Raw genomic sequence first — 20744 nt, forward strand, 5'->3', positions numbered from 1 at the left:
CAATTGAGGATGTCAGAATTCGCACTATGCGAACGTTTTCGGTCATCGCACTTGTCTCTTCATGCATTGTCTTTTTCGTTTTCTCGCTACGTTTAGTGTGGCAAGAAGAGGCTCAAATCGAGAATCACCTAAAATCATATAAAGGGGTAGCACAGCAGTTTTACCGCCTTCTTTCTCCAAAAGGCAGTCTCAAGCTGTCAGAAAACGTAACGGCCTACTATGGTGAGGCAGACTTTACCGACCAACTGAAAAAGCTACCGCCAATGGCGTTGGAAACGGTCGATCGACAGCGTTTTGAGATCAGGCTTTCCGAAGAAGATATTATTATTCCCGGGGTTATCGTCTACCACTTTGCTTTTGAAGACCAGGGAGAAACCATCCCGACTTACATTACTATAAGCTCATTTGATATGGACCTGTGGGACGACAGTTGGGGCGTATTGATGGCGATTTCGACTCTGTTGATGATCGGGCTGATCATAGTATTGCGGATTACACTCAAGCGAGTGTTCGACCAACTAATGGCGCCTATTTCAGAGCTCAGTACTCAACTCACTAAACTTGAATCTGACAACTTCAAAGTACCCGACCACACGGTTGATGAGTTGCAGATGCTCACCTCGCACCTCAACAGTTACTCGACAATGAAAGACAGACTTGCCAAGCAAGAGATGATGTTTGCGAAATACGCTAGCCATGAATTGAAAACACCGATCTCAATTGTTATTGGCGCAGCAGAATTACAAGCCATGAAGCCCGATGATCCTGTATTTCAAGCTAAGCAACGAGAACGTATTCTTGGAGCCGCCAATGGCATGAGTACTACTGTTGAAGTGCTACTAAATATTGTTAAGCAAGAGAACTCTTCAACAGATAAAACACTTACAGCGATTAACCAAGAATCTATCGATGTATCGAAGTACCGCGGCATGCTAACTGCTGGTGTGGAGTTAGTTCTGAATGTTGAGCCAAACACCACGCTCAACATGCCGCTACCGTTGGTGAACATGGTATTAAAGAACTACATTGAAAATGCGATTCGATTTACCACACAAGGTAAGATTATAGTGACCATCAACTCCAACACGATTTCGGTTTCAGATACTGGCTCAGGGCTGAATGATAATACAAAAACGGAACACGGCCTTGGCCTCATCATCGTGAAACGCATCGGAGACAGTTACGGCTGGACATCCACACTGATAGATAATAAAGCCCCGTCGGACACGAGCCTACATCCCACGGGCTGCACTGCGACTTTTGCTCGAAACGATGTATAAAATCTGCATCTATTCAAAAGCGATTCTTACAAGAACCTGCGTATACAAAAAAGGACATCAAATGATGTCCTTTCCCAATAAACCGAAAGCAAAAAACTAAGACTTTCCTTTCACACCGCAACCTTTAATCACTAACTGGGTGATGAACTCAGCGGCTTCTTCATAATCTTTGTCATCGATCTGCTCTTTCTGCATCACGCTGCAAATTTGCCAGCCAAAGTCGGCATAGGTTTGGGTTGCCGCCCAAATGGTAAACATCAGGTGATGCGCAGGTACATCGTCCATCAAGCCTTGTGCAGACCAGGTCGAGAATTTATCAAGGATCATCTGCGATTGCTTATACAGCTCATCGCCAATCTCTTTTGGCAACACCTTAGCGCCCGACATCACTTCATTGGCAAATACCTTAGATGCGTATGGATGGTCGCGAGAAATGATAAGCTTAGTCTGAATATACTGAGATAAAGCTTCAACAGGATCGCAGAGATCTTCAATTGGGCGAGACGCTTCCAATAATGGCTGAGTGACAGTTTCAAGCACGGCATTGTAGAGCTTATCTTTGGAACTGAAGTAATAGAATACGTTTGGTTTGGGAATGTCAGCAGCTTTAGCGATATCTGCCATTTTTGTCGCAGCGTAACCATGAGTCGCAAATTGTTCGCACGCGACTTCGATGATTAAATCTTGATTCTTTTGTCTGATCCTAGACATATTGCATCCTTTACAACTCATTACTTAAGCCATAGTAATCAACGTGCTTCATTAGTCCAGAAGATAATGCCATAACTCAACCCCAGCGCTTATCTCATCTGACGAAACACTGACAGCGTCGATAAAATCAAAATGGCCGCCTTGATGTCAGTACACCGGCGACCATTTGAACACTCTGAGATCTACTCACAACAAACGAGTTTTCAGACTACAAAATCAATATAGCCCTGAAATCATTGACATTAGTTAGCGTTGGGCCTGTCGTAAGAAGCACATCAACTTGCTTGAAGAAGTCGTAGCTGTTGTTCGCGTCAAGGTAGTCTTGCGCTTTAAGAGACTGGCTCGAACCTTGCTGCCATGTTTGAGGTGTTATCCACGCCCCTGCATTGTCTTCGACACCATCTATACCATCAGTATCGGCAGCCAGAGCAAATATATTGTCTTGACCTTTAAGTTCGTTATACAAGCTTAAAAGGAATTCACAATTTCGCCCGCCACGACCATTTCCTTTAACCGTCACCGTGGTCTCACCACCTGAAAGCAGCACGCAAGGCGTCTCGAATGGATGTTTATTATTAGCAACTTGTTTGGCCAAAGCAGCATGAACCTTCGCCACTTCTCGCGCTTCTCCTTCAATACAGTCACTCAATACGTAAGCGGGAATCCCCAAACCTTCAGCTTCTGCAGCGGCAGATTCTAATGCTGACATTGGAGTAGCGATAATATGATGCTCTGCATTCTTCCAACACACATCATCCGGCTTAACGGTCTCTGACTCAGGGTTATTGAGCCATTCAAATGCCGAGCGTGGTGTTTCAATTTGGTAGCGTTCTAAGATTGCCATTGCATCAAAACGAGTGGTGGTGTCAGGTACGGTTGGGCCAGAGGCAATCACACTAATATCGTCTCCCGGCACATCAGATATTGCCAAAGACACAACTCTTGCTGGGTAGGCGGCTTTGGCAAGTCGACCACCTTTGATTGAAGATAAATGCTTACGAACGCAATTCATCTCATCAATGGCTGCACCCGACTTAAGCAGCGCTTTATTGATTTGTTGCTTCTCTGCCAAACTGATATCGCCACCCGGTAGACTCAATAGAGCGGAGCCTCCACCCGACAACAAGCAGATCACCGTGTCATCGGCGCTAAGATCATTGACGAGTTGCAACATACGTTGACTCACTTCTAAACCCATCGCGTCTGGAACTGGGTGCGCCGCTTCGATCACCTCAATGTGTTCGCAAGGAGCCGTGTGCTCATAGCGAGTCACGACCAAACCTTCAAGGTCACGCAGTGCAAGATCTTGTTGCTTCTTTGTTTGCCATACGGCTTCAAGCTCCGCCGCCATTGACGCTGCAGCTTTTCCCGCTCCGATCACGACAGTGCGCCCAGCTTGATTAGCAGAGCGATAAAAAATGTCTTGAGGTAGAAAAGGTTCGATGTGATTTTTTGGTAATGCCTCATTTACAGCACTTGAGAAAAGGGTTTGCAGAAACTGCTTAGCATCAATGTCCATCAGCCACTCCTTAGTTGACGGAGAAAAAAAGAACCCCGATACAAGGCGAAAGGGTGCCTGCTAAGATTAAGTTGGAAAGGAACAACTTCAACCTCTGCCTCGTATCAGGAACGCGTATAAAAGGAGACGAAACTACGCGATTTATAAACAAACTGTTTGAAACTGGTGGACTCACACATCGCAGTTCTGTCGAGGCGCAAAGTAGATTCACAATTCGACATTACATGTAATGGCAGCCCAGGTTCATTGGCCTTAACCCTACTGAAGCGACAAAGCTTTACAACAAAGCTACTACAGCGACAAAAACCAATGAATTGAGACGGATTAATCGTTACGGATATTAGCGAATTGAGTGGTCAGAACGCTTCTCTATCGCTTGAATCAGCGCAGAGTGATCCCAGCCTTCACCGCCCATTTCGGCACACTCTCCAAACAACTCTTGAGCGTTAGCCGTATTCGGTAGTGCGACACCTAACTCTTGTGCGCCCGTTAGCGCAAGGTTCAGGTCTTTCTGGTGAAGCGAGATTCTAAAACCTGGGTCAAATGTGCCTTCAACCATACGTTCGCCATGAACTTCCAGGATCTTAGAGTTAGCAAAGCCACCCAATAGTGCCTGACGTACACGAGCTGGATCAGCACCGGCTTTTGAGGCAAATACCAAGGCTTCAGATACCGCTTCGATATTCAGTGCAACTATGATCTGGTTAGCAACCTTACACGTTTGGCCAGCACCGTTATCACCCACCAGCGTGATGTTCTTACCCATGATTTCGAATAGCGGACGAGCTTTGTCAAAGGCGTCTTGCTCGCCACCAACCATAATGGTCAGTGCGGCATTGATAGCACCTACTTCACCACCCGATACCGGAGCATCTAGGTAAGAAGCACCACCTTCATTGATACGAGCTGCAATTGCTTTGGTCGCGATAGGTGAAATTGAACTCATATCGATAACCAGTTTTCCAGTCGCACCGCCCGCGGCTAGGCCTTGCTCTACTCCGTTGTTACCAAACAGTACGTCTTCAACTTGAGGTGTGTTTGGCACCATTAGGATAATGACATCCGCCGCCTCTGCCGCTTCCGCCGGGGAATGACAAACTGTTGCGCCCGCTGCGACCAGATCGGCAGGTGCTTCATTGAAGTGGTCTGATAGAAAGATATCGTGGCCCGCTTTTTGTAGGTTACTCGCCATCGGTTTACCCATGATGCCAGTACCGATAAATGCAATTTTAGACATGTTGTTCTCCTTAACGTTTGAGGGTTACCAGACGGAATTAACGGTACTGGTGTAGCCAACCAAGGCCTTCTGTAGTCGTTGTTTTTGGCTTGTACTCGCAGCCAACCCAGCCTTGATAGCCAAGCTCATCAAGGTAATTGAGCACGAATGGGTAATTGATTTCTCCCGTCCCCGGTTCGTGTCGGCCTGGATTATCAGCTAGTTGAACGTGTGCGATTTGGCCAATGTTCTGTTGCATGGTCGGCGTTAAGTCGCCTTCCATAATTTGCATGTGATAAATGTCGTATTGGATAGAAAGGTTATCGCTCCCTACCTCTTTAATGATCGCTTTGGCTTGCTCAGTGGTATTTAAGAAGAAGCCCGGAATATCACGCGTGTTGATCGCTTCAACCACTAGGCTGATCCCTTCTGCTGCTAGCGCGTTCGCCGCGTAATGCAGGTTAATCACAAACGCCGATTGGGCGTCATGTTGGGTAACACCTTGCGGAACTATCCCAGCCAAACAATTCACTTGGGTACAACCGAGCGCTTTAGCGTAAGCAATCGCCTTAGGCACACCCGCTTGAAACTCTTCAACTCGTGCGGGGTCGACCGCGATACCACGATCACCGGCGTCCCAATCGCCTGCTGGTAGGTTAAATAGCACTTGTTCTAAATTATTAGCGACAAGCTTTTCTTTAATTTTGTCTGCCTCAAAGGCATACGGGAAAAGGTACTCCACGCCCTGAAAGCCCGCTTCTGCTGCGGCTTCAAAGCGATCCATAAAATCAACTTCCGTGAATAACATTGACAAGTTTGCTGCAAATTTTGCCATGACTCTGTCCTTACTCTTTATTTGGTGAAGCTCTGGTTATTAGGTAAAGAAACCGTTATTTATTGAAACTATGACTGCTTAGTGAAGCTACGGTTACTTAATGAAGCTCCCATCTCTTGGATCTTCTCCGTTGAGCCAAGCTTTGGCTCAACGGGTACACGTACAACAAAGCTACTTGTATGCAAGCGCTGTCGGGGCATCGCCGCGGCTTTCGGCAAGCGGTTCGAATTCATTGATGGCATTGATCTCGACGCCCATTGCTATGTTGGTTACTCGCTCAAGAATTAGCTCAACAACAACTGGGACTTTATGCTTATTCATCAGCTCTTTTGCTTGCTCAAACGCAGCAGCAATTTGCTCAGGCTCACGAACTCGAATCGCTTTACAACCTAAACCTTCCACAACCGCTACATGGTCAACTCCGTAGCCTTCAAGCTCAGGTGCATTCTGGTTATCAAACGCCAGTTGTACACAATAATCGATATCAAATTGGCGCTGTGCTTGGCGAATCAAACCTAGGTATGAGTTGTTCACCAACACATGAATGTATGGCAAGTTGAATTGAGCACCTACCGCCAGTTCTTCGATCATGAATTGGAAATCATAATCACCAGAGATAGCGACAATATCGCGATCCGGATCAGCCGCACGTACACCCAATGCCGCAGGTGTTGTCCAACCTAGAGGGCCAGCCTGACCACAGTTGATCCAGTTACGTGGCTTATAAACATGCAGGAATTGAGCAGCAGCAATTTGCGACAAACCAATGGTGCTTACATAGCAAGTGTCACGACCAAATGCCTTGTTCATCTCTTCATAAACACGCATTGGTTTCATTGGTGCTTCATCGAAATTGGTTTTACGCAGCATGGTCGATTTTCGTTCCTGACACTCACTTGCCCAAGCATTTCGGTTTGGCAGTTTGCCTGCATCACGCCACTCTTGAGCAACTTCAACCATTAATTCAAGTGCTGCTTTCGCATCAGAAACAATACCTAAATCAGGACAGAACACTCGACCGATTTGGGTCGGTTCAATATCAACGTGTACAAACTTGCGCCCTTCGGTGTAAACATCGACAGAGCCGGTATGACGGTTTGCCCAGCGGTTACCTACACCAAATACAAAATCAGAGTTGAGCATGGTTTCGTTGCCGTAACGGTGAGAGGTTTGTAGCCCCACCATGCCGGCCATCAATTCATGATCATCTGGGATAGAACCCCAGCCCATCAAGGTTGGGATAACCGGTACACCCGTGATTTCTGCAAACTGCTGCAGCAACTCAGATGCGCCTGCGTTAATTACGCCACCACCAGATACAATCAGCGGCTTGTCAGATTGAGACATCATGGTTAGTGCTTTCTCAACTTGCGCACGTGTTGCTTGTGGCTTATACGGTTCTAGCGGTTCATAGGTATCAATATCAAACTCAATTTCAGCCAACTGAACATCGATAGGCAGGTCAATCAGAATAGGACCAGGACGACCCGAACGCATTAAATGAAACGCTTTTTGGAATGCGCGTGGCACTTGTGCAGGTTCCAGTACCGTGGTTGCCCACTTTGTTACTGGCTTAGCGATAGATTCAATGTCGACCGCTTGAAAATCTTCTTTATGAAGACGAGCACGTGGCGCTTGGCCTGTGATACATAGAATTGGAATCGAATCTGCAGATGCAGAATAAAGACCCGTGATCATATCCGTGCCCGCAGGACCAGAGGTACCAATACACACACCAATATTGCCTTGATTGGTACGCGTGTACCCTTCAGCCATATGGGATGCACCCTCTACGTGACGAGCTAAGACGTGGTCGATTCCTCCGAGCTTTTTCATAGCCGCATACATAGGGTTTATTGCTGCGCCGGGAACACCAAATGCGATGTCTACGCCTTCACGTTTAAGCACTTCTACCGCTGCTTCAATCGCTTTCATAATTGCCATTCGAACCTCCAGTTCAGATTGTATACAATTAAACTAACTTTTGTACACTATGAATCATCCTCAGCATTTATCAACCCCAGATTGAAACATTTTTGTTACATCAACCTATCCTCTTGAACAGCAAACAAGCCTGAAAAGCTTACAATTCATTGCTTTACATAAAATATCTTTACGTAAAAATAAATTACAAAAAGATTAAATGATAAATAAATGTTAAATACCCTTTGCTTGTTTACAATTTATGCAATATAAATATCCTTAAAAAGAGCATTTTGTATACAAAGTGGCATCGTATTGTTTAAAGGAGACAACAATGATGAATGACGTAAAAGAGAGAGAAGAAGTACAGTGTATGCAGGTACTCGGGAATATGGACAACTCCGAGTACAAAGAGATCTTGTCTAAAGATGCATTAAAATTCTTAGAAGCTCTCGTGAATAAGTTTGGAGATCGCCGTCATGCCCTGCTAAATGACCGCGACATAAAACAGGCTAAATACGACGAGGGTGAGTTACCCAATTTCAGAAAAGACACTATCTCTATTCGCCAGAATAAAGAATGGAAAGTGGCAACACCACCACCAGAGCTACTGGATCGCCGCGTAGAGATCACCGGCCCAATAGAGCGCAAGATGGTGATTAACGCTCTGAACTCAGGAGCAAAAGTCTTCATGTGCTGCTTTGAGGATGCGTCTTCCCCAACTTGGGCCAATATGGTCGAAGGGCAAATCAACCTTAGAGACGCCAACCTCGGTACCATTAGTTACTTCGATGAAAAGAAGCAAAAGAATTACCAGTTAAATAACGATCCAGCGCTACTGATTGCTCGTCCACGTGGTATTCATTTACCAGAGCAGTCCATCCAATTCAACAATCAGCCTATCGGTGGTTGCCTGATGGACTTCGCTTTGTACTTTTTCCATAACTACCAATCACGCGCACAACAAGGTTTAGGGGTTTATTACTACATTCCAAAACTTGAAAGCATGGAAGAAGCACAGTGGTGGGACGACATTTTTAGCTTCACCGAAAACTATTTCCACGTACCAAAAGGCACCATTCGCGCGACCGTTTTGATTGAAACGCTTCCTGCTGTATTCCAGATGGAAGAGATTTTGTATGCCATGCGTGATCATATCGTAGCGATGAACTGCGGCCGCTGGGACTACATCTTCAGCTACATCAAAACGCTGAAGAACCATAAAGACCGCATCCTGCCTGACCGTCATGGGATCGGGATGGATCAAGAGTTTCTTAACGCGTATAGCCAACTGTTGGTTCGCACTTGTCACGCACGCGGTGCTCTGGCAATGGGCGGTATGTCAGCCTTCATTCCAGCAAAAGATCCTCAAGAGATGGAGTGTGTAACTGCCAAAGTTATCGAAGACAAGCAAAGAGAATCTCAAAATGGTCACGATGGCACGTGGGTAGCGCATCCAGCATTGGTTGATTTAGCAATGTCGATCTTTGATAAACACCTTGATGGCAAAGTAAACCAAATGGATTTCCAAAGCCCTGAGCATGTGATCAACGCAGACACGCTATTGAAACCTTGTGAAGGAAGCCGCGACGAAGCGGGCGTACGTAAAAACATACGCATCGCGCTTTATTACATTGAAGCTTGGATCCAAGGCTACGGTTGTGTACCTATCTACGGTTTGATGGAAGATGCCGCAACCGCTGAGATCTCAAGAGCCAACATCTGGCAATGGATCCACCACGGAGTCACACTTGATGACGGCCAAACTTTTACCAAACAACTGTTCCACTCTTGGCTTTACCAAGAGCTAGACACGATAAAACATGAAGTCGGAGACTCGCGTTATGCAGCTGGTCGATTTGAAGAGACAGCCGATCTTTTCTATCAACTTTCTACAGCCGATGAGTTCGCTGCCTTCCTAACTTTACCCAGCTATGGGCTACTACAAGAGTCCAGTTAGGACTCTTGTACCAAGTTGAATCCGTCAATGGTATTCACGAACATGAGTAGCAATTGGCTGACTGAGCTTGGTACATATGCCCCTTGAAAAACTAGGAGATAACATGGGAAGTTTGACTCTACAACAAGCGTTAACCATCATAGATGGAACCTTAAAAGCAGGAAACAAGATCCACACCGAGCCTTTGACGGTCGCCGTCTTAGACAGTGGTGGCAAGTTGATTTCTTTGCAACGTCAAGACGGCTCTAGCATGATGCGACCAGACATCGCTATCGCTAAAGCATGGGGAGCCCTCGCACTGGGTTGTTCCTCTAGAAAACTCGCCCAAGATGCTGACACCAGACCAGCATTTATCTCCGCCGTAAACGTACTCGCACACGGTAATATGGTGCCAGTACCAGGGGGCTTACTGATTCGAGACAAGGATAAAACGGTACTCGGTGCTATTGGGGTAAGTGGTGACATTTCAGATATAGACGAAAGCTGCGCCATCAATGGTATAGGGTGCGCGGAACTGTTCAGTGATGAAATGCTGCAAGCTTAATTCACCAGTTAGCCGTTCTTAAGTTCTTAAGTTCTTAAGTTCTTAAACGACAAAAACCGAAGCCAGTCAGCTTCGGTTTTTATTATTCGTAGGACATCAATCTGCATCAATGAAATTAACGAACAAAAGCCACTAAGCGCGCCCATTTCGTGTCTTGCTTCAGCTTGTTAGACAGCCAGTAATCAACACTAAACGATCCTGCACCAAGTACAGCTAAAGCAAGATACCCGCCAGCAACAGAGACGTTTTTGTAGAAATGAATCATTTGACCCGATGAACTTGGGTCGAAGTGAAACATAACACCAGAGACTAAAGAGAAAAACGCAATCGACAACGCAGTAAAGCGAGTCATAAACCCAGCTAAAATCGCTAGTCCACCGCCAAGTTCTAGTAAAATAACCAAAGGCAACAAGTGAGCGCTGACTCCTTGAGAAGCCATGTATCCCGCCGTTCCTTCATAGCTAAATAGCTTTCCCCAACCCGCTTGAATAAACAAGTAAGCCAATAAAATACGAGCGAAAAAAGTCAGTGTATCGTTCCATCTGGTGTTCATAGTTCTAAGCCTTGATAAGTTTCATTGCCGATAGGTTATTCGACTTAGCATTGAGATGATAACGAGAAAAATAGAACAACTTGTTTGAAATTTTAGTAGACATACTCGCATACAAATTACTGACTAAATCCGAAGATTCAACAACCTCAATGCTGTTACCATTAGCTTAAATTCATCGAAACACTTGCTTGATTTTATGAAGACTCTGAAGAAGACACTGCCGCTCGACACCTTACAAATATTGGATGTTCTACAACGTGAAGGGACTTACTCGTCAGCCTCTGCGCACCTCAATCGATCCGTTTCTGCATTGAGCTATCAAATTCAAAAGTTGGAAGACGAACTCGGCATCTTGATCTTAGATCGATCAGGACACAGAGCCGTGTTTACCCAGGTAGGACAAATGTTGGTGGAAAATGGCCGACAGCTGCTAGCGGGATCAGATGAACTCATAAACCAAGTACAACGTTTCTCCAGTGGTTGGGAAAGCGAACTGTTTGTTTCTTATGACGGCATTATCGGACAAGATATTGCGTTGTCATTAATCGCTGATATGGCAACGGAGTGCAGCACGCAACTGTACGTCCAAGAGGATATATTGTCGGGCGGTTGGGAGGCATTAATCTCAGGAAAAGCGGATATTCTCATCTCATCAATGCCCAATATCGAGCTACCGAATACCGTAAACAGTAAAACCATCGGCAGTGTAGAAATGATCTGGGTAGCTGCGAAAAATGCCTCCATCTTAAACGAATCAAATCCACTCAGTGAATCCACACGACGTGAACACACAATCATCGCGGTTGCCGATACCGCTAAGTCAGCGCCTAAAATCACCAAAAACATCTTACTAAACCAAAAAACCAGTACGGTCAGTTCAATGAGTAGTAAGTTAACGGCAATTCAACGTAACCTTGGTATAGGCACTCTGCCTAAACAGCTTATAACCGCCGAGTTAGAAGCCGGAAGTTTAGTGGAAATTGGCCACGCAAGAACCGTTGATATCGTGCTCGCGTGGCAAATAGGCAATATGGGGAAAGCAAAAACACTCGCTTTAAAAAAGTTAGAGAAGTGCTGGAGAGCGTCGGCTCAAACTCACTAGCTTGCTCCTAGCTAGGCACTTCGAAAAGTCTATTTATCTCGTCCGATAAATCGACTTTGTTGGACACTCTCTCCTTGAGGTGTGGTTGCTTCAAATCGGTACACCCTCGGGATATTTCCCTTGTAGAAAAATGCTTGTCCTTTGTCTGATGTTTCTGTCACTTGTTGCCCACGAATATTGGTGGTGACCTGAGCGTTAGGAACGCGTTCTCCATCTTGATAAACCGTGACGACGACGCCATTGGTTTGTTCGTTGATCGACATTTTCAATTCTGCATGAGATGCAAATGACGTCACTAGTAGTGCTGCGCTAAGGGCTATTTTAAGTTTCATTTCAGTAATCTCTGTATTGTGGGAATACGAGAAATATACTGATGGGTGGCATCTATTGATAACGGGAAGTCTTAAATAGGATGTCCTAAAATATTGAATTACATCGATGGAACTTGTTCGGTTTTCTGGCTTAGTGCCGTTCCCAAATTAACCGATACTAAATAGCACGACACCAAATTGAAGACACAAAAAAACCGAAGCTCATCACTTCGGTTTTCAAATCAAACTCAGCTCGTTCAATTCACTAAGTTCAGCAAGCAGATTACTCGTAAGCACTCAACCATGTTTTTAGCAATTGGTTTGTGTTCTTCTTCTGGCTCGCAGACAGAGATTTAACCAGCTTTTTCTGCATTTCGACATGTTCAGTCATCATTTGGTCAATCAGAATCAGACCATCTTTGGTTAGCTGAACGCTCACGCTACGTCTGTCTTCTTTACTGTGCTCACGACTGATCAGCCCTTTGGCTTCTAGCTTATCAAGGCGATTGGTCATCGCACCTGATGTCAGCATCATCGAACCTATCAGCTCTGAGGGAGTGAGTCGGTAAGGCTTTCCAGAACGTCGCAAGGTGGCTAGCACATCAAACTCACCGAGTTTCATGTCGTATTTTTTATGAAGCTCGGCAACCTGAGTCTCCATATACTTGGCAATACGCATAATCCGGCCCATCATTGCCATAGGCTCAGTTTCTAGCTCAGGCTTTTCCTTTGCCCATTGCTCTACTACGCGGTCGATAGCATCCATTTGCAATCTCGCTCCGTTATTAGTCTTGAATACTTCAAACTAGTTTAACATAAAGATACTTTACAACCACTAGTTCTCAGTATACAGTTCACACAATAGTTATCTTAACGTAAAGATATTTTAAATGAATATATTATTAGCAATGATCCCCGCGTTCTTTTGGGGAACAACCTATGCAGTGACGCAATTTACGCTACAGGAGTGGCCACCATTATTACTCGGTGCTTTGCGTGCATTACCTGCTGGTTTGTTATTGCTAGCAGTAAAGCCGACACTGCCTAAAAAAGGCGAGTGGCAGATAATTTTCACATTGGGCCTTATCAATATTGCGACCTTCTTTGGCCTGATCTTTGTGATGGCACTAACGCTGCCTTCGGCAATTTCTGGTGTGGGTATGATCTCAGTGCCTGTGTTCGCGATGATCTTCCATTGGGTAGTGAAAAAGCAGCGCCCGCATCTAATTCAAGCCCTGTCTGGTATTGGCTTGATCACCTTAGCGTGGATACTGTTCAATCCGAGTCAGATATCTTTGGATCCAATCGGTTTAGGCGCCATGTTCGCCGCTATCATGTGTATCATCATTGGCAGCAGCATTACCAAATCACTGGGTAACCGCATGCACTGGTGGAAGGTATTAACGTGGCAGTTGATTTTGGGTGGTACGATTTTGTCTGTCGCTTCTGGCGTTCACGCGTACATCGACCCTCAACCTTATGTTAATGCCGTTACCCATTTCGATTCTCGTAACGCGATGGGGCTAATGTGGGTGATTGGATTGAACACGGCACTCGGTTACAGCATGTACGTGTGGTTACTACAACGTATGTCTGTGGTTGATTTCACTTTCGGTGGCATCGCCAACCCTGTTGCCGGCATCGTTACCGGAATGCTATTGATGGGTGAATCATTTACTCCAGTCCAATATTCGCTAATGACAGGTATGATCGTAATGTCGCTGCTACCGCAACTCATCCTTGCAATCCGACAACCCAAAACGATCAAACCCGTGACTCAATAAGAGTAAGTGACTCCAATAAACCCGCCCAGTGCGGGTTTTATTTTATTGGCGTCACACCTATGCGAAATATCTATTTGTCCTAGACCGAACACCATCTTATTATTAAATAATGATAAAACTTGGGCTCTCAATATGGCAAAAGACCTATTTTCTAGTTTGGATTTAAATCTACTACGAACTTTTATTATCCTGCATCAAGAACGAAATATGCGGAAAGCCTCCGAGCGCCTATTCGTATCTCAGCCAGCGATAAGTAAAGCCCTCCAACGATTGCGTGACCATTTCGATGATGAGCTCTTTGTGAAGACTCACCATGGATTACGAGCAACAGAACATGCCAACATGCTAGCCGAAAGTATTTCACCTATCTTGGATGAGCTCTCGTCAGCACTCAATAACAGTAATGAGTTCGATCCAGGTGAACTTCGTGGGCCTCTAAAGTTAGCACTATCGCCATTTCTGCTTAGTTCACTATCCAGTAAGTTATTCAACGCAATCCGCTCTCAAGCTCCACATGTTCAAGTGCAGTTATTAAACTGGTCTAAAACAACAATGGCTGACATCATTAATGATGAGATACTGATTGGTTTCAATTATGAAATTAACCACGCTCCCAAAGAACTATTACAGCAACCGATAGCCCAAGACAGCTTTAAAGGTTATTTAAGAGAAGGCCACCCTTACAAAAAAGACTCCATTGAAGTTAAAGATGGCGTCAAATTTGAATTAGCGACTATCATTGCTATTGACTGGAACTCCCATCAAACGCTTGCTGAAAAAATTCTGAAAATCAAAGGTCTTGAAGCAAGAATTGGCTTTCGTTCGGAACTGCCATCAGCAGTTATCGATGTCGTACAAAACTCCGATATGATGTTTCCTGCCTCTAAATTTTTAGGCATCGAAAAGAAAACGTCTTTACGAGCAATCGACATCCTTTTTGATAATCGAGATATCAACCCTGTCGTGTGTGCTTACTTCCACCACAAGAATCGTAACAGCCCTACTACCCTATGGCTTAAGAAGATACTGGATAACCTACTCAATAATAACCAGTAGTTATCAGCGTCTTTACTTTCCTTTATTAATAACTAAACGTTAATGCCTCTATTCCTTTAAGGGATTAGAGGCTTTTTTGTTCAATCCATATACTTCTCTCATCGGCTAGGAACGCCACATAACACTGCAAGAAGCAACCTTTGTTCCTATACAATATTTGAGAGTAAACCATGAAACTAAAATTACTAAGTACTGCTATTGCCGCGACATTCCTTGCTGGCTGCTCTTCTTCAGGAAGTAGTGATAATGGTACAACACCTGGACCACAAGTTGGCGTAGCTGATGTTGTTTACAACGAAGACCTAAATACTGCTTACATCATTGGTGATGAAGGAAACAACGCAGTCGTTATTGGCGATGGTCAAGGTAACGCGGTAGTAACCGTGAATGGCGAAATATTCACTATACAAGGTGATGTTGTTGTAAACGCTAATGGTGATATTGTGGGTACAGTTGTCACAGACGATGGTATTGCTACAGTTTATATCAACGATAAATCATATACTTTAGCTGTTGAAAACGGCCGATTAATCATCGAAGGCTCAGAGCTAGACCCAGAGTTCGGCGATGACGAGTGGGGGCCTTCTGCTGGCAATGAATTCTTTGCTAATTACATGATTGTAGACGAACTTGGAATGCCAGTAGCACTTATCGAAGGTGACAATGGGAACTACATGTGGGTTATCAAAGGTGATGATGCCTACTTCCTTAACATCAACGGTTCAGATGCAAAACCAACCCACAAAATCGTAGATGGTGAAGTGTTAACTATGTCTGGTGAGAGCACCGGGATCACAGTTGAAACTCATCGAACTGAAGGCCAAATCACCCATTTAACATTCAACACTCCCCGCGGTGAAGAAATCGTCATCCGCCATGAAGATGGTCGATTAGTTGCGACTGTATTCGGTCACGGTCACGAACACGAAGGGCCTGATTCAGCACCAACTTACGGCGACATAGATGACGTTCTAGGTACAACTATCATTACTCTAGACAACGGTGAGACCCTAATTTTAAAAGATGGTGTTTTATATCATCCAAGTTCCGATAGTGGAGCTGTGTTCAATGCTGACGGTACAATCACTAATATGGATGGCGAAGTTATCGCTCGCGCCGAAATGCAAGAGGTCGGTTTTGTTGTGAGCTTAGAAAATGGCGCAGAAATTACGTTCCGTAATGATAACGGACGTCTTTTCGCTGCAATTACTGGCAAACCAAATGTCGAGAACCCAATTGAACGCCCTGCACCTATCAACCCTATTGAAGGTGAAGCGTCTATAGAATTACCTACGATTGGCTTTGACTTAGAAGACGATATTCTAACTGTAACTCTCTTAGATGGCACTGAAGTAATGATCAAAGATAATGGAATTGCAGGTGGCACAATTATCGGACCAGAAGGGAAAATGTCGGTTTCAAAGGCGACTATGGATGCATACAAAGAGGCTGCAGATTTACTAACCATTGATGAGCAAAAATCACTCGTCGCCGTATTCTTAGTGAACCAAAGTGGTGATGCTATTGATAACGATGCACGCCTAGCTTTATGGCAAACTCAAAAAGACTCGACTTTAGCGTGGGCTAAGCAATCACCTGAAAACACAGCTAAAATGCTACATATCATTGCTATTGAAGTTGACGAATTAGGCAAGGACCCATACTCACTAGGTTACTACCTGTTGACTGGCAAAAAACAAAGCATAGATGACATCAAAGACATTGCACAGGAAAAAGTAAGAGGCCTTTCAGATCTTCAAAAGCAGGAGCTTAAACAAAAAATTCAATCTCTTTCTCAAGAACAACGTCAGCAAATTAAACAAGCAGTCAAAGACCGCGCTAGCCGTAGCTAATAAAAAATAATAAATATAAAAGCAAAGGAGCCGCTTATTAGCGGCTCCTTTTTATTTGAGAGTTGAGAACACGATGAAACGACTACTAATCACTTTACTGATGCCCTTTGCTGTATGTGCAAACGATCATCAACTTCAAACTTTAAACTACCACGAACCAAGCTTGAGCTTTCAAACCGCTAAGGCTGGTGATAATTGGATAGGGACAGTATCTGGGGTAATTCAAGCGACTGAAGAGATCAATATTAGTGCAGAAATAGATTCTGAGGGCTACTTGGAAATTGGCACTGGCTACGGCTTAATGCTTGGCAACTTTTACACTGAAGCTTTCGTGAGTTATGGCCGAGCAGACCTTATCGATATCTACGATATCGGCTTATTTAGTGGAACCGCCATCACGAACAATATTATGGTGTTTGCGAACACATCGCATGAATGGCGCGATGTTTCTTTATCCCTCATAGATATGACAGATAGAGAATGGAAAAACACTATCGGGACAAGTTACTCTCCCACAGAGTTTATGAACTTTTCCTATTCATTCAGCCATGACCGTCAACTAACGGGTTCAAAAGGTTATTACAACAGCCAAGACGTCACGTTTACCCTGAAGCCTAAATGGGTTGAGCCTTATGTGAAATATACCTTTGGTCAAAAGCGCGTTAGTCCAGGAGATGTATTTCGTTCAGATGGCAGTGTCGAACTAGGTTTCAATCTGCGTTTTTAAGTTTACCGTTTCGTGTGGTAGCTCTCTCCCCTTTACGATCAGTTTGAGTAAAGGGGGCTTTTTGCTCTAGATAACCATCCATCGATTTTCCTCTCCACGGTTTCACAATAAATAATTACACACTCTCATTTTTGAGCCTGCAGCGTATCAGATATGTTTTTTCGACTAACATAAAGTAAGCGCATCGAAACAAAACTGAAAGGTGGCATCATGATTAAGTCGAAGCTGAAAGCAATAGCGTTAGCGAGCAGTATATTTATCTCACACCAAGTACTGGCGACTGAAAACTACAATACCGATATTCCACTAAGCATCATGACTCCAGATACGGTGCAAACGAGCATCGGTGAATTGAACTTTAAAGATGGTGCACCAACTCCTGAAACCGCCCAAAAGCTCTATGACAACCTAGACACGCTTCGTTCAACAGAAGTTTTCCTCAATGCAATTCCAATGGCTTCAATTGAAGCACTTCGTATTGGACATACTGAGATTGGGTCAACATCATCAAACCAAGTGGTGGTTTTCGATAACCTGATGGATTCGAATCCTCTTTTTTTAACGGGCAACACCGATACCGTTTATGCTTCGGTGTTCCTAGACCTTGAGAAAGATGGCCCAACCGTCATTGAAGTGCCTGAAGGTATGGGGCCGACAACCGTCAATGATGCATTCTTTCGCTTTGTAACCGACTTAGGCATTGTCGGACCTGACAAAGGTAAAGGGGGTAAGTACCTGATTCTACCTCCAGGCTATAAAGGTGAAGTGCCAGAAGGCTACTTCGTTTCGCAATCCACCAGCTACACCAACTGGTTCATCGCTCGCGGATTCCTGAAAGATGGTAAAACCGATGCTGCAGTGAAAGCATATAAAGAAAAGCTTAAGATCTACCCACTAGCGAAGAAAGATGATCAGCCGAAAATGGAGTTCATCTCCGGTAGTGGTAAACCGTTCAATACCATTCATGCGAACGACGAGCATTTCTACAAAGAGATCAAAACCGTATTGGATAAAGAGCCAATCTCGTTTATCGACCCAGAACTTCGCGGATTAATGTCGAGTATTGGTATTCAAAAGAACAAACCTTTTGCTCCAGATGAACGCATGCAAAAGCTAATGAAAGATGGTGTCGCAATCGGTAACGCAACAGCAAGATCACTGTACTTCCAACCAAGAGACAAGAAGGCTTACATTTATGAAGATCGCCTATGGAAGACAGCGTTTATCGGTAAAGATTACCAATGGCTAGTGGATAAAGGTGAAGGCGGACGCAACCTAGATGCACGCTCTTATTTCTTCTATGTTGCAACGGTGAATACGCCAGCAATGGCCCTCAAGCTTATCGAAAAAGGCTCTCAATATGCGCTGATCGACCAAGAGAAAGGCGGTGAATACTTCGATGGAGGTAAGCACTATAAGTTGAATATTCCAGCGAATGTACCAGCAAAAAACTTCTGGTCAGTTGTGGCTTACGACACGCAAACACGTTCAGAGCTGCAAACCAGTCAACCGCTGCCAAGTAAGAATAACCAGCGTGATGATTTTATTGAAAATGAAGATGGCTCGGTGGATTTGTACTTTGGCCCTACCGCTCCAAAAGGAAAAGAAGCTAACTGGATAGAAACCGTTCCGGGCAAAGGTTGGTTTACCGTGCTAAGACTCTATGGCCCACAAGAAGCATGGTATGACAAGACATGGAAACCAAGCGACATTGAAGAGGTAAAGCTTTAACACGAAGCCTACATCGTTAATCGAGCTGTAAATCTTAAACAAAAACGCGCCTTAATTGGCGCGTTTTTTCATTGTTAACTGTTTTTCAAACTGTCACTTAAGATCTGCTCTATGCGTTTCACTATTGGATGCTGATAACAAGCACGGTGATACTGAATACCAACATCGAAAGTGACCGTTTCTCCATTGAACAGCACTGGCCGTTTACTGAGCCCGCTTGGTATGGAGGCCGAATCCATGTCAAAGCCAACAAACACATACTGGCTCACCTGAACACATTCCAACGCAGAGAAGACCGATGCAACGGTCAGCTTTTGCTGCAACACCAATCCTGTGCGTTTTTTCAAACGCTCGTAATATGAGTTGCCGTCCAATGACCCCATAGACACACGAACCGTATCAAAGGTTTCTAGTTGCGTGAGGTCGATGGTTTCATTTTTGGCTAAAGGGTGTGCATCTGCCACATAAGCGAACAAGTCTAGCGAACCGACTTTACGCTCCACAATGCGATCATTAAGTTCATTGGGATAACCCGAAACACCAATCGCTAAAGTACCAGCCTTCGGAAACTCTACTCCATCTAGAGACCAGTCCATCATCGATATTTTGGGCTTAGACTCCTCGTTGGTTAGCCCTTGCAACAAGGGAACCGTAAACAGTGTGCTCAAAGGGTTGGCTGCATGAAAAACATATTCAATATTCGAATCGGTACCAATAAACGACTGCGATATTTGCTGAGCTTGCTCTAACTTTTCTAGCGGTTCTTTCACCACCAGCATCAATTGAGTAGTGAACAAGGTCGGTGCATAAATACCTTTAGTCGCGATGAATAATTCATTCGCAAACAAGTCTCGACCTTCCGCCAAATGACGATTAAACGTCGCTCGACTAATATCCAAGATATGGCACACCTTCGCCTGAGACTGTTGCTCATACAGCAGATCCAAAAATCGATACAGATTTAGGTCGATTGTGTTTTTCAAATGCCCTACCTCATTTCCATGCTATGTCGTTCTTTGTTCAGTATGAACGTGAACAAAATAAACCTTCAACACTCAATGCGATAACTTTGCTGCCAGTAGTGTTTTTCATGTAAGTTTTCCTAAAAGCGTGTCGGTACACCAAACTTCATCGCAAGAAATAGGTAAGTTATTAATAGAAATAGCCCCTTTATCAAAAATTGCATAAAGGGGCATTTTGCTTCGTATAATGCTCTTTCATACCAGATAGAAAAGCAGCAATCGGCTTAAATCAATTTCGCAGCTTCGGCTTCAATTTCGACTTTCCACCGCTCATCAAAGAGTCCATGGACAAACAGTAAAGTCGTTGGGAGGCCACCAACATCAAAAGGTATTCGCTGCTTTGCAGCTTGATAGTCAGGCATATCACTCCGATCAACTAAATACAGCCTTACACTGATTAAATCTTCCATATCCATTTGGTTTGCTTGAAGTACGCCTCTCAGGTTTTTCCAAGCGAGTACAATCTGTTCTTCCGTACTTTCAGCAACCATACCTTCGCCATCAATCCCTAGTTGCCCAGCAATGTGTAACCGCGTTGAACCAGCTGGAATCAACGCACATTGATGATAATTGGCGGCAGGAGCGGGAACTGAAGAAGGACTCCATATCTTATTCAT

19 protein-coding genes are annotated in these 20744 nt (G+C 44.5%); 9 read left to right on the plus strand and 10 right to left on the minus strand.

Features of this window, described 5'->3' with window-relative positions; genetic code table 11:
- The first annotated feature begins 26 nt into the window (after nt 1-26).
- Complete coding sequence (locus IHV80_RS24820; RefSeq protein ID WP_192892221.1) at nt 27-1280, plus strand: sensor histidine kinase; 1254 nt, start codon at nt 27-29, stop codon at nt 1278-1280.
- 96 nt (nt 1281-1376) lie between these two features.
- On the opposite strand, the gene IHV80_RS24825 is transcribed toward IHV80_RS24820, so the two are convergent.
- The 5 genes from IHV80_RS24825 to gcl all read right to left on the minus strand — a co-directional run bounded on the left by IHV80_RS24825 (nt 1377) and on the right by gcl (nt 7505).
- Nucleotides 1377-1991, minus strand: a complete 615-nt coding sequence (locus tag IHV80_RS24825) for a TetR/AcrR family transcriptional regulator (RefSeq protein ID WP_192891414.1) — start codon at nt 1989-1991, stop codon at nt 1377-1379.
- Nucleotides 1992-2199: 208 nt separating this feature from the next.
- Nucleotides 2200-3510 carry a glycerate kinase type-2 family protein gene (locus IHV80_RS24830; RefSeq protein ID WP_192891415.1) on the minus strand — a complete coding sequence of 437 codons (1311 nt, stop codon included), beginning with the start codon at nt 3508-3510 and terminating at the stop codon, nt 2200-2202.
- 340 nt (nt 3511-3850) lie between these two features.
- Nucleotides 3851-4747, minus strand: coding sequence for a 2-hydroxy-3-oxopropionate reductase (locus IHV80_RS24835; protein WP_086714501.1), 897 nt, complete (start codon nt 4745-4747; stop codon nt 3851-3853).
- 37 nt (nt 4748-4784) lie between these two features.
- Entirely contained in the window at nt 4785-5561 is a 777-nt protein-coding gene (hyi, locus tag IHV80_RS24840) for a hydroxypyruvate isomerase (protein WP_192891416.1), read from the minus strand.
- A 171-nt stretch (nt 5562-5732) separates the two neighbouring features.
- Nucleotides 5733-7505 (minus strand): glyoxylate carboligase, encoded by a 1773-nt coding sequence (gene gcl / locus IHV80_RS24845; RefSeq protein WP_146490254.1) that lies wholly within the window; start codon nt 7503-7505, stop codon nt 5733-5735.
- A gap of 313 nt (nt 7506-7818) precedes the next feature.
- Here gcl and aceB point away from each other — a divergent pair, with 313 nt between their 5' ends.
- On the plus strand, nt 7819-9444 hold the full coding sequence (aceB, locus tag IHV80_RS24850) for a malate synthase A (RefSeq protein WP_192891417.1): 1626 nt from the start codon (nt 7819-7821) through the stop codon (nt 9442-9444).
- A gap of 103 nt (nt 9445-9547) precedes the next feature.
- Nucleotides 9548-9988 carry a GlcG/HbpS family heme-binding protein gene (locus IHV80_RS24855; RefSeq protein WP_060980973.1) on the plus strand — a complete coding sequence of 147 codons (441 nt, stop codon included), beginning with the start codon at nt 9548-9550 and terminating at the stop codon, nt 9986-9988.
- 115 nt (nt 9989-10103) lie between these two features.
- Here IHV80_RS24855 and IHV80_RS24860 read toward each other — a convergent pair whose 3' ends face one another.
- The gene (locus IHV80_RS24860; protein WP_086714508.1) at nt 10104-10541 is read right to left on the minus strand and encodes a DoxX family protein; all 438 of its coding nucleotides are present in this window, start codon (nt 10539-10541) and stop codon (nt 10104-10106) included.
- 196 nt (nt 10542-10737) lie between these two features.
- On the opposite strand from IHV80_RS24860, the gene IHV80_RS24865 reads away from it, so the two are divergent.
- The gene (locus tag IHV80_RS24865; protein ID WP_192891418.1) at nt 10738-11643 is read left to right on the plus strand and encodes a LysR family transcriptional regulator; all 906 of its coding nucleotides are present in this window, start codon (nt 10738-10740) and stop codon (nt 11641-11643) included.
- Nucleotides 11644-11672: 29 nt separating this feature from the next.
- Here the strand turns inward: IHV80_RS24865 and IHV80_RS24870 are convergent, their stop codons facing one another.
- On the minus strand, nt 11673-11975 hold the full coding sequence (locus IHV80_RS24870; RefSeq protein WP_192891419.1) for a hypothetical protein: 303 nt from the start codon (nt 11973-11975) through the stop codon (nt 11673-11675).
- Nucleotides 11976-12237: 262 nt separating this feature from the next.
- Nucleotides 12238-12720, minus strand: coding sequence for a MarR family winged helix-turn-helix transcriptional regulator (locus IHV80_RS24875; RefSeq protein ID WP_017054932.1), 483 nt, complete (start codon nt 12718-12720; stop codon nt 12238-12240).
- A gap of 124 nt (nt 12721-12844) precedes the next feature.
- Here IHV80_RS24875 and IHV80_RS24880 point away from each other — a divergent pair, with 124 nt between their 5' ends.
- The 5 genes from IHV80_RS24880 (at nt 12845) to IHV80_RS24900 (ending at nt 19105) form a co-directional block, all read left to right on the plus strand.
- Complete coding sequence (locus IHV80_RS24880; protein WP_192891420.1) at nt 12845-13738, plus strand: DMT family transporter; 894 nt, start codon at nt 12845-12847, stop codon at nt 13736-13738.
- A gap of 132 nt (nt 13739-13870) precedes the next feature.
- Nucleotides 13871-14794 carry a LysR family transcriptional regulator gene (locus tag IHV80_RS24885; protein ID WP_192891421.1) on the plus strand — a complete coding sequence of 308 codons (924 nt, stop codon included), beginning with the start codon at nt 13871-13873 and terminating at the stop codon, nt 14792-14794.
- Nucleotides 14795-14964: 170 nt separating this feature from the next.
- Nucleotides 14965-16647, plus strand: a complete 1683-nt coding sequence (locus tag IHV80_RS24890) for a hypothetical protein (protein ID WP_192891422.1) — start codon at nt 14965-14967, stop codon at nt 16645-16647.
- A 73-nt stretch (nt 16648-16720) separates the two neighbouring features.
- Nucleotides 16721-17374: a hypothetical protein gene (locus tag IHV80_RS24895; protein WP_192891423.1), complete on the plus strand. Its 654-nt coding sequence runs from the start codon at nt 16721-16723 to the stop codon at nt 17372-17374.
- Between the two features lie 210 nt (nt 17375-17584).
- Nucleotides 17585-19105, plus strand: a complete 1521-nt coding sequence (locus IHV80_RS24900) for a DUF1254 domain-containing protein (protein ID WP_192891424.1) — start codon at nt 17585-17587, stop codon at nt 19103-19105.
- Between the two features lie 74 nt (nt 19106-19179).
- On the opposite strand, the gene IHV80_RS24905 is transcribed toward IHV80_RS24900, so the two are convergent.
- Nucleotides 19180-20088, minus strand: a complete 909-nt coding sequence (locus IHV80_RS24905; RefSeq protein WP_192891425.1) for a LysR family transcriptional regulator — start codon at nt 20086-20088, stop codon at nt 19180-19182.
- A 263-nt stretch (nt 20089-20351) separates the two neighbouring features.
- The gene (locus tag IHV80_RS24910; protein ID WP_192891426.1) at nt 20352-20744 is read right to left on the minus strand and encodes a RidA family protein; all 393 of its coding nucleotides are present in this window, start codon (nt 20742-20744) and stop codon (nt 20352-20354) included.

It is taken from the genome of Vibrio bathopelagicus (assembly GCF_014879975.1).
Taxonomy (GTDB): domain Bacteria; phylum Pseudomonadota; class Gammaproteobacteria; order Enterobacterales; family Vibrionaceae; genus Vibrio; species Vibrio bathopelagicus.

Excerpts from the sequence above, each read along its gene's own strand:
- IHV80_RS24820 (WP_192892221.1), top strand. The coding sequence starts at position 27 with ATGCGAACGTTTTCGGTCATCGCACTTGTCTCTTCATGCATTGTCTTT.
- IHV80_RS24825 (WP_192891414.1), bottom strand. The coding sequence starts at position 1,991 with ATGTCTAGGATCAGACAAAAGAATCAAGATTTAATCATCGAAGTCGCG.
- IHV80_RS24830 (WP_192891415.1), bottom strand. The coding sequence starts at position 3,510 with ATGGACATTGATGCTAAGCAGTTTCTGCAAACCCTTTTCTCAAGTGCT.
- IHV80_RS24835 (WP_086714501.1), bottom strand. The coding sequence starts at position 4,747 with ATGTCTAAAATTGCATTTATCGGTACTGGCATCATGGGTAAACCGATG.
- hyi (WP_192891416.1), bottom strand. The coding sequence starts at position 5,561 with ATGGCAAAATTTGCAGCAAACTTGTCAATGTTATTCACGGAAGTTGAT.
- gcl (WP_146490254.1), bottom strand. The coding sequence starts at position 7,505 with ATGGCAATTATGAAAGCGATTGAAGCAGCGGTAGAAGTGCTTAAACGT.
- aceB (WP_192891417.1), top strand. The coding sequence starts at position 7,819 with ATGATGAATGACGTAAAAGAGAGAGAAGAAGTACAGTGTATGCAGGTA.
- IHV80_RS24855 (WP_060980973.1), top strand. The coding sequence starts at position 9,548 with ATGGGAAGTTTGACTCTACAACAAGCGTTAACCATCATAGATGGAACC.
- IHV80_RS24860 (WP_086714508.1), bottom strand. The coding sequence starts at position 10,541 with ATGAACACCAGATGGAACGATACACTGACTTTTTTCGCTCGTATTTTA.
- IHV80_RS24865 (WP_192891418.1), top strand. The coding sequence starts at position 10,738 with ATGAAGACTCTGAAGAAGACACTGCCGCTCGACACCTTACAAATATTG.
- IHV80_RS24870 (WP_192891419.1), bottom strand. The coding sequence starts at position 11,975 with ATGAAACTTAAAATAGCCCTTAGCGCAGCACTACTAGTGACGTCATTT.
- IHV80_RS24875 (WP_017054932.1), bottom strand. The coding sequence starts at position 12,720 with ATGGATGCTATCGACCGCGTAGTAGAGCAATGGGCAAAGGAAAAGCCT.
- IHV80_RS24880 (WP_192891420.1), top strand. The coding sequence starts at position 12,845 with ATGAATATATTATTAGCAATGATCCCCGCGTTCTTTTGGGGAACAACC.
- IHV80_RS24885 (WP_192891421.1), top strand. The coding sequence starts at position 13,871 with ATGGCAAAAGACCTATTTTCTAGTTTGGATTTAAATCTACTACGAACT.
- IHV80_RS24890 (WP_192891422.1), top strand. The coding sequence starts at position 14,965 with ATGAAACTAAAATTACTAAGTACTGCTATTGCCGCGACATTCCTTGCT.
- IHV80_RS24895 (WP_192891423.1), top strand. The coding sequence starts at position 16,721 with ATGAAACGACTACTAATCACTTTACTGATGCCCTTTGCTGTATGTGCA.
- IHV80_RS24900 (WP_192891424.1), top strand. The coding sequence starts at position 17,585 with ATGATTAAGTCGAAGCTGAAAGCAATAGCGTTAGCGAGCAGTATATTT.
- IHV80_RS24910 (WP_192891426.1), bottom strand. The coding sequence starts at position 20,744 with ATGAATAAGATATGGAGTCCTTCTTCAGTTCCCGCTCCTGCCGCCAAT.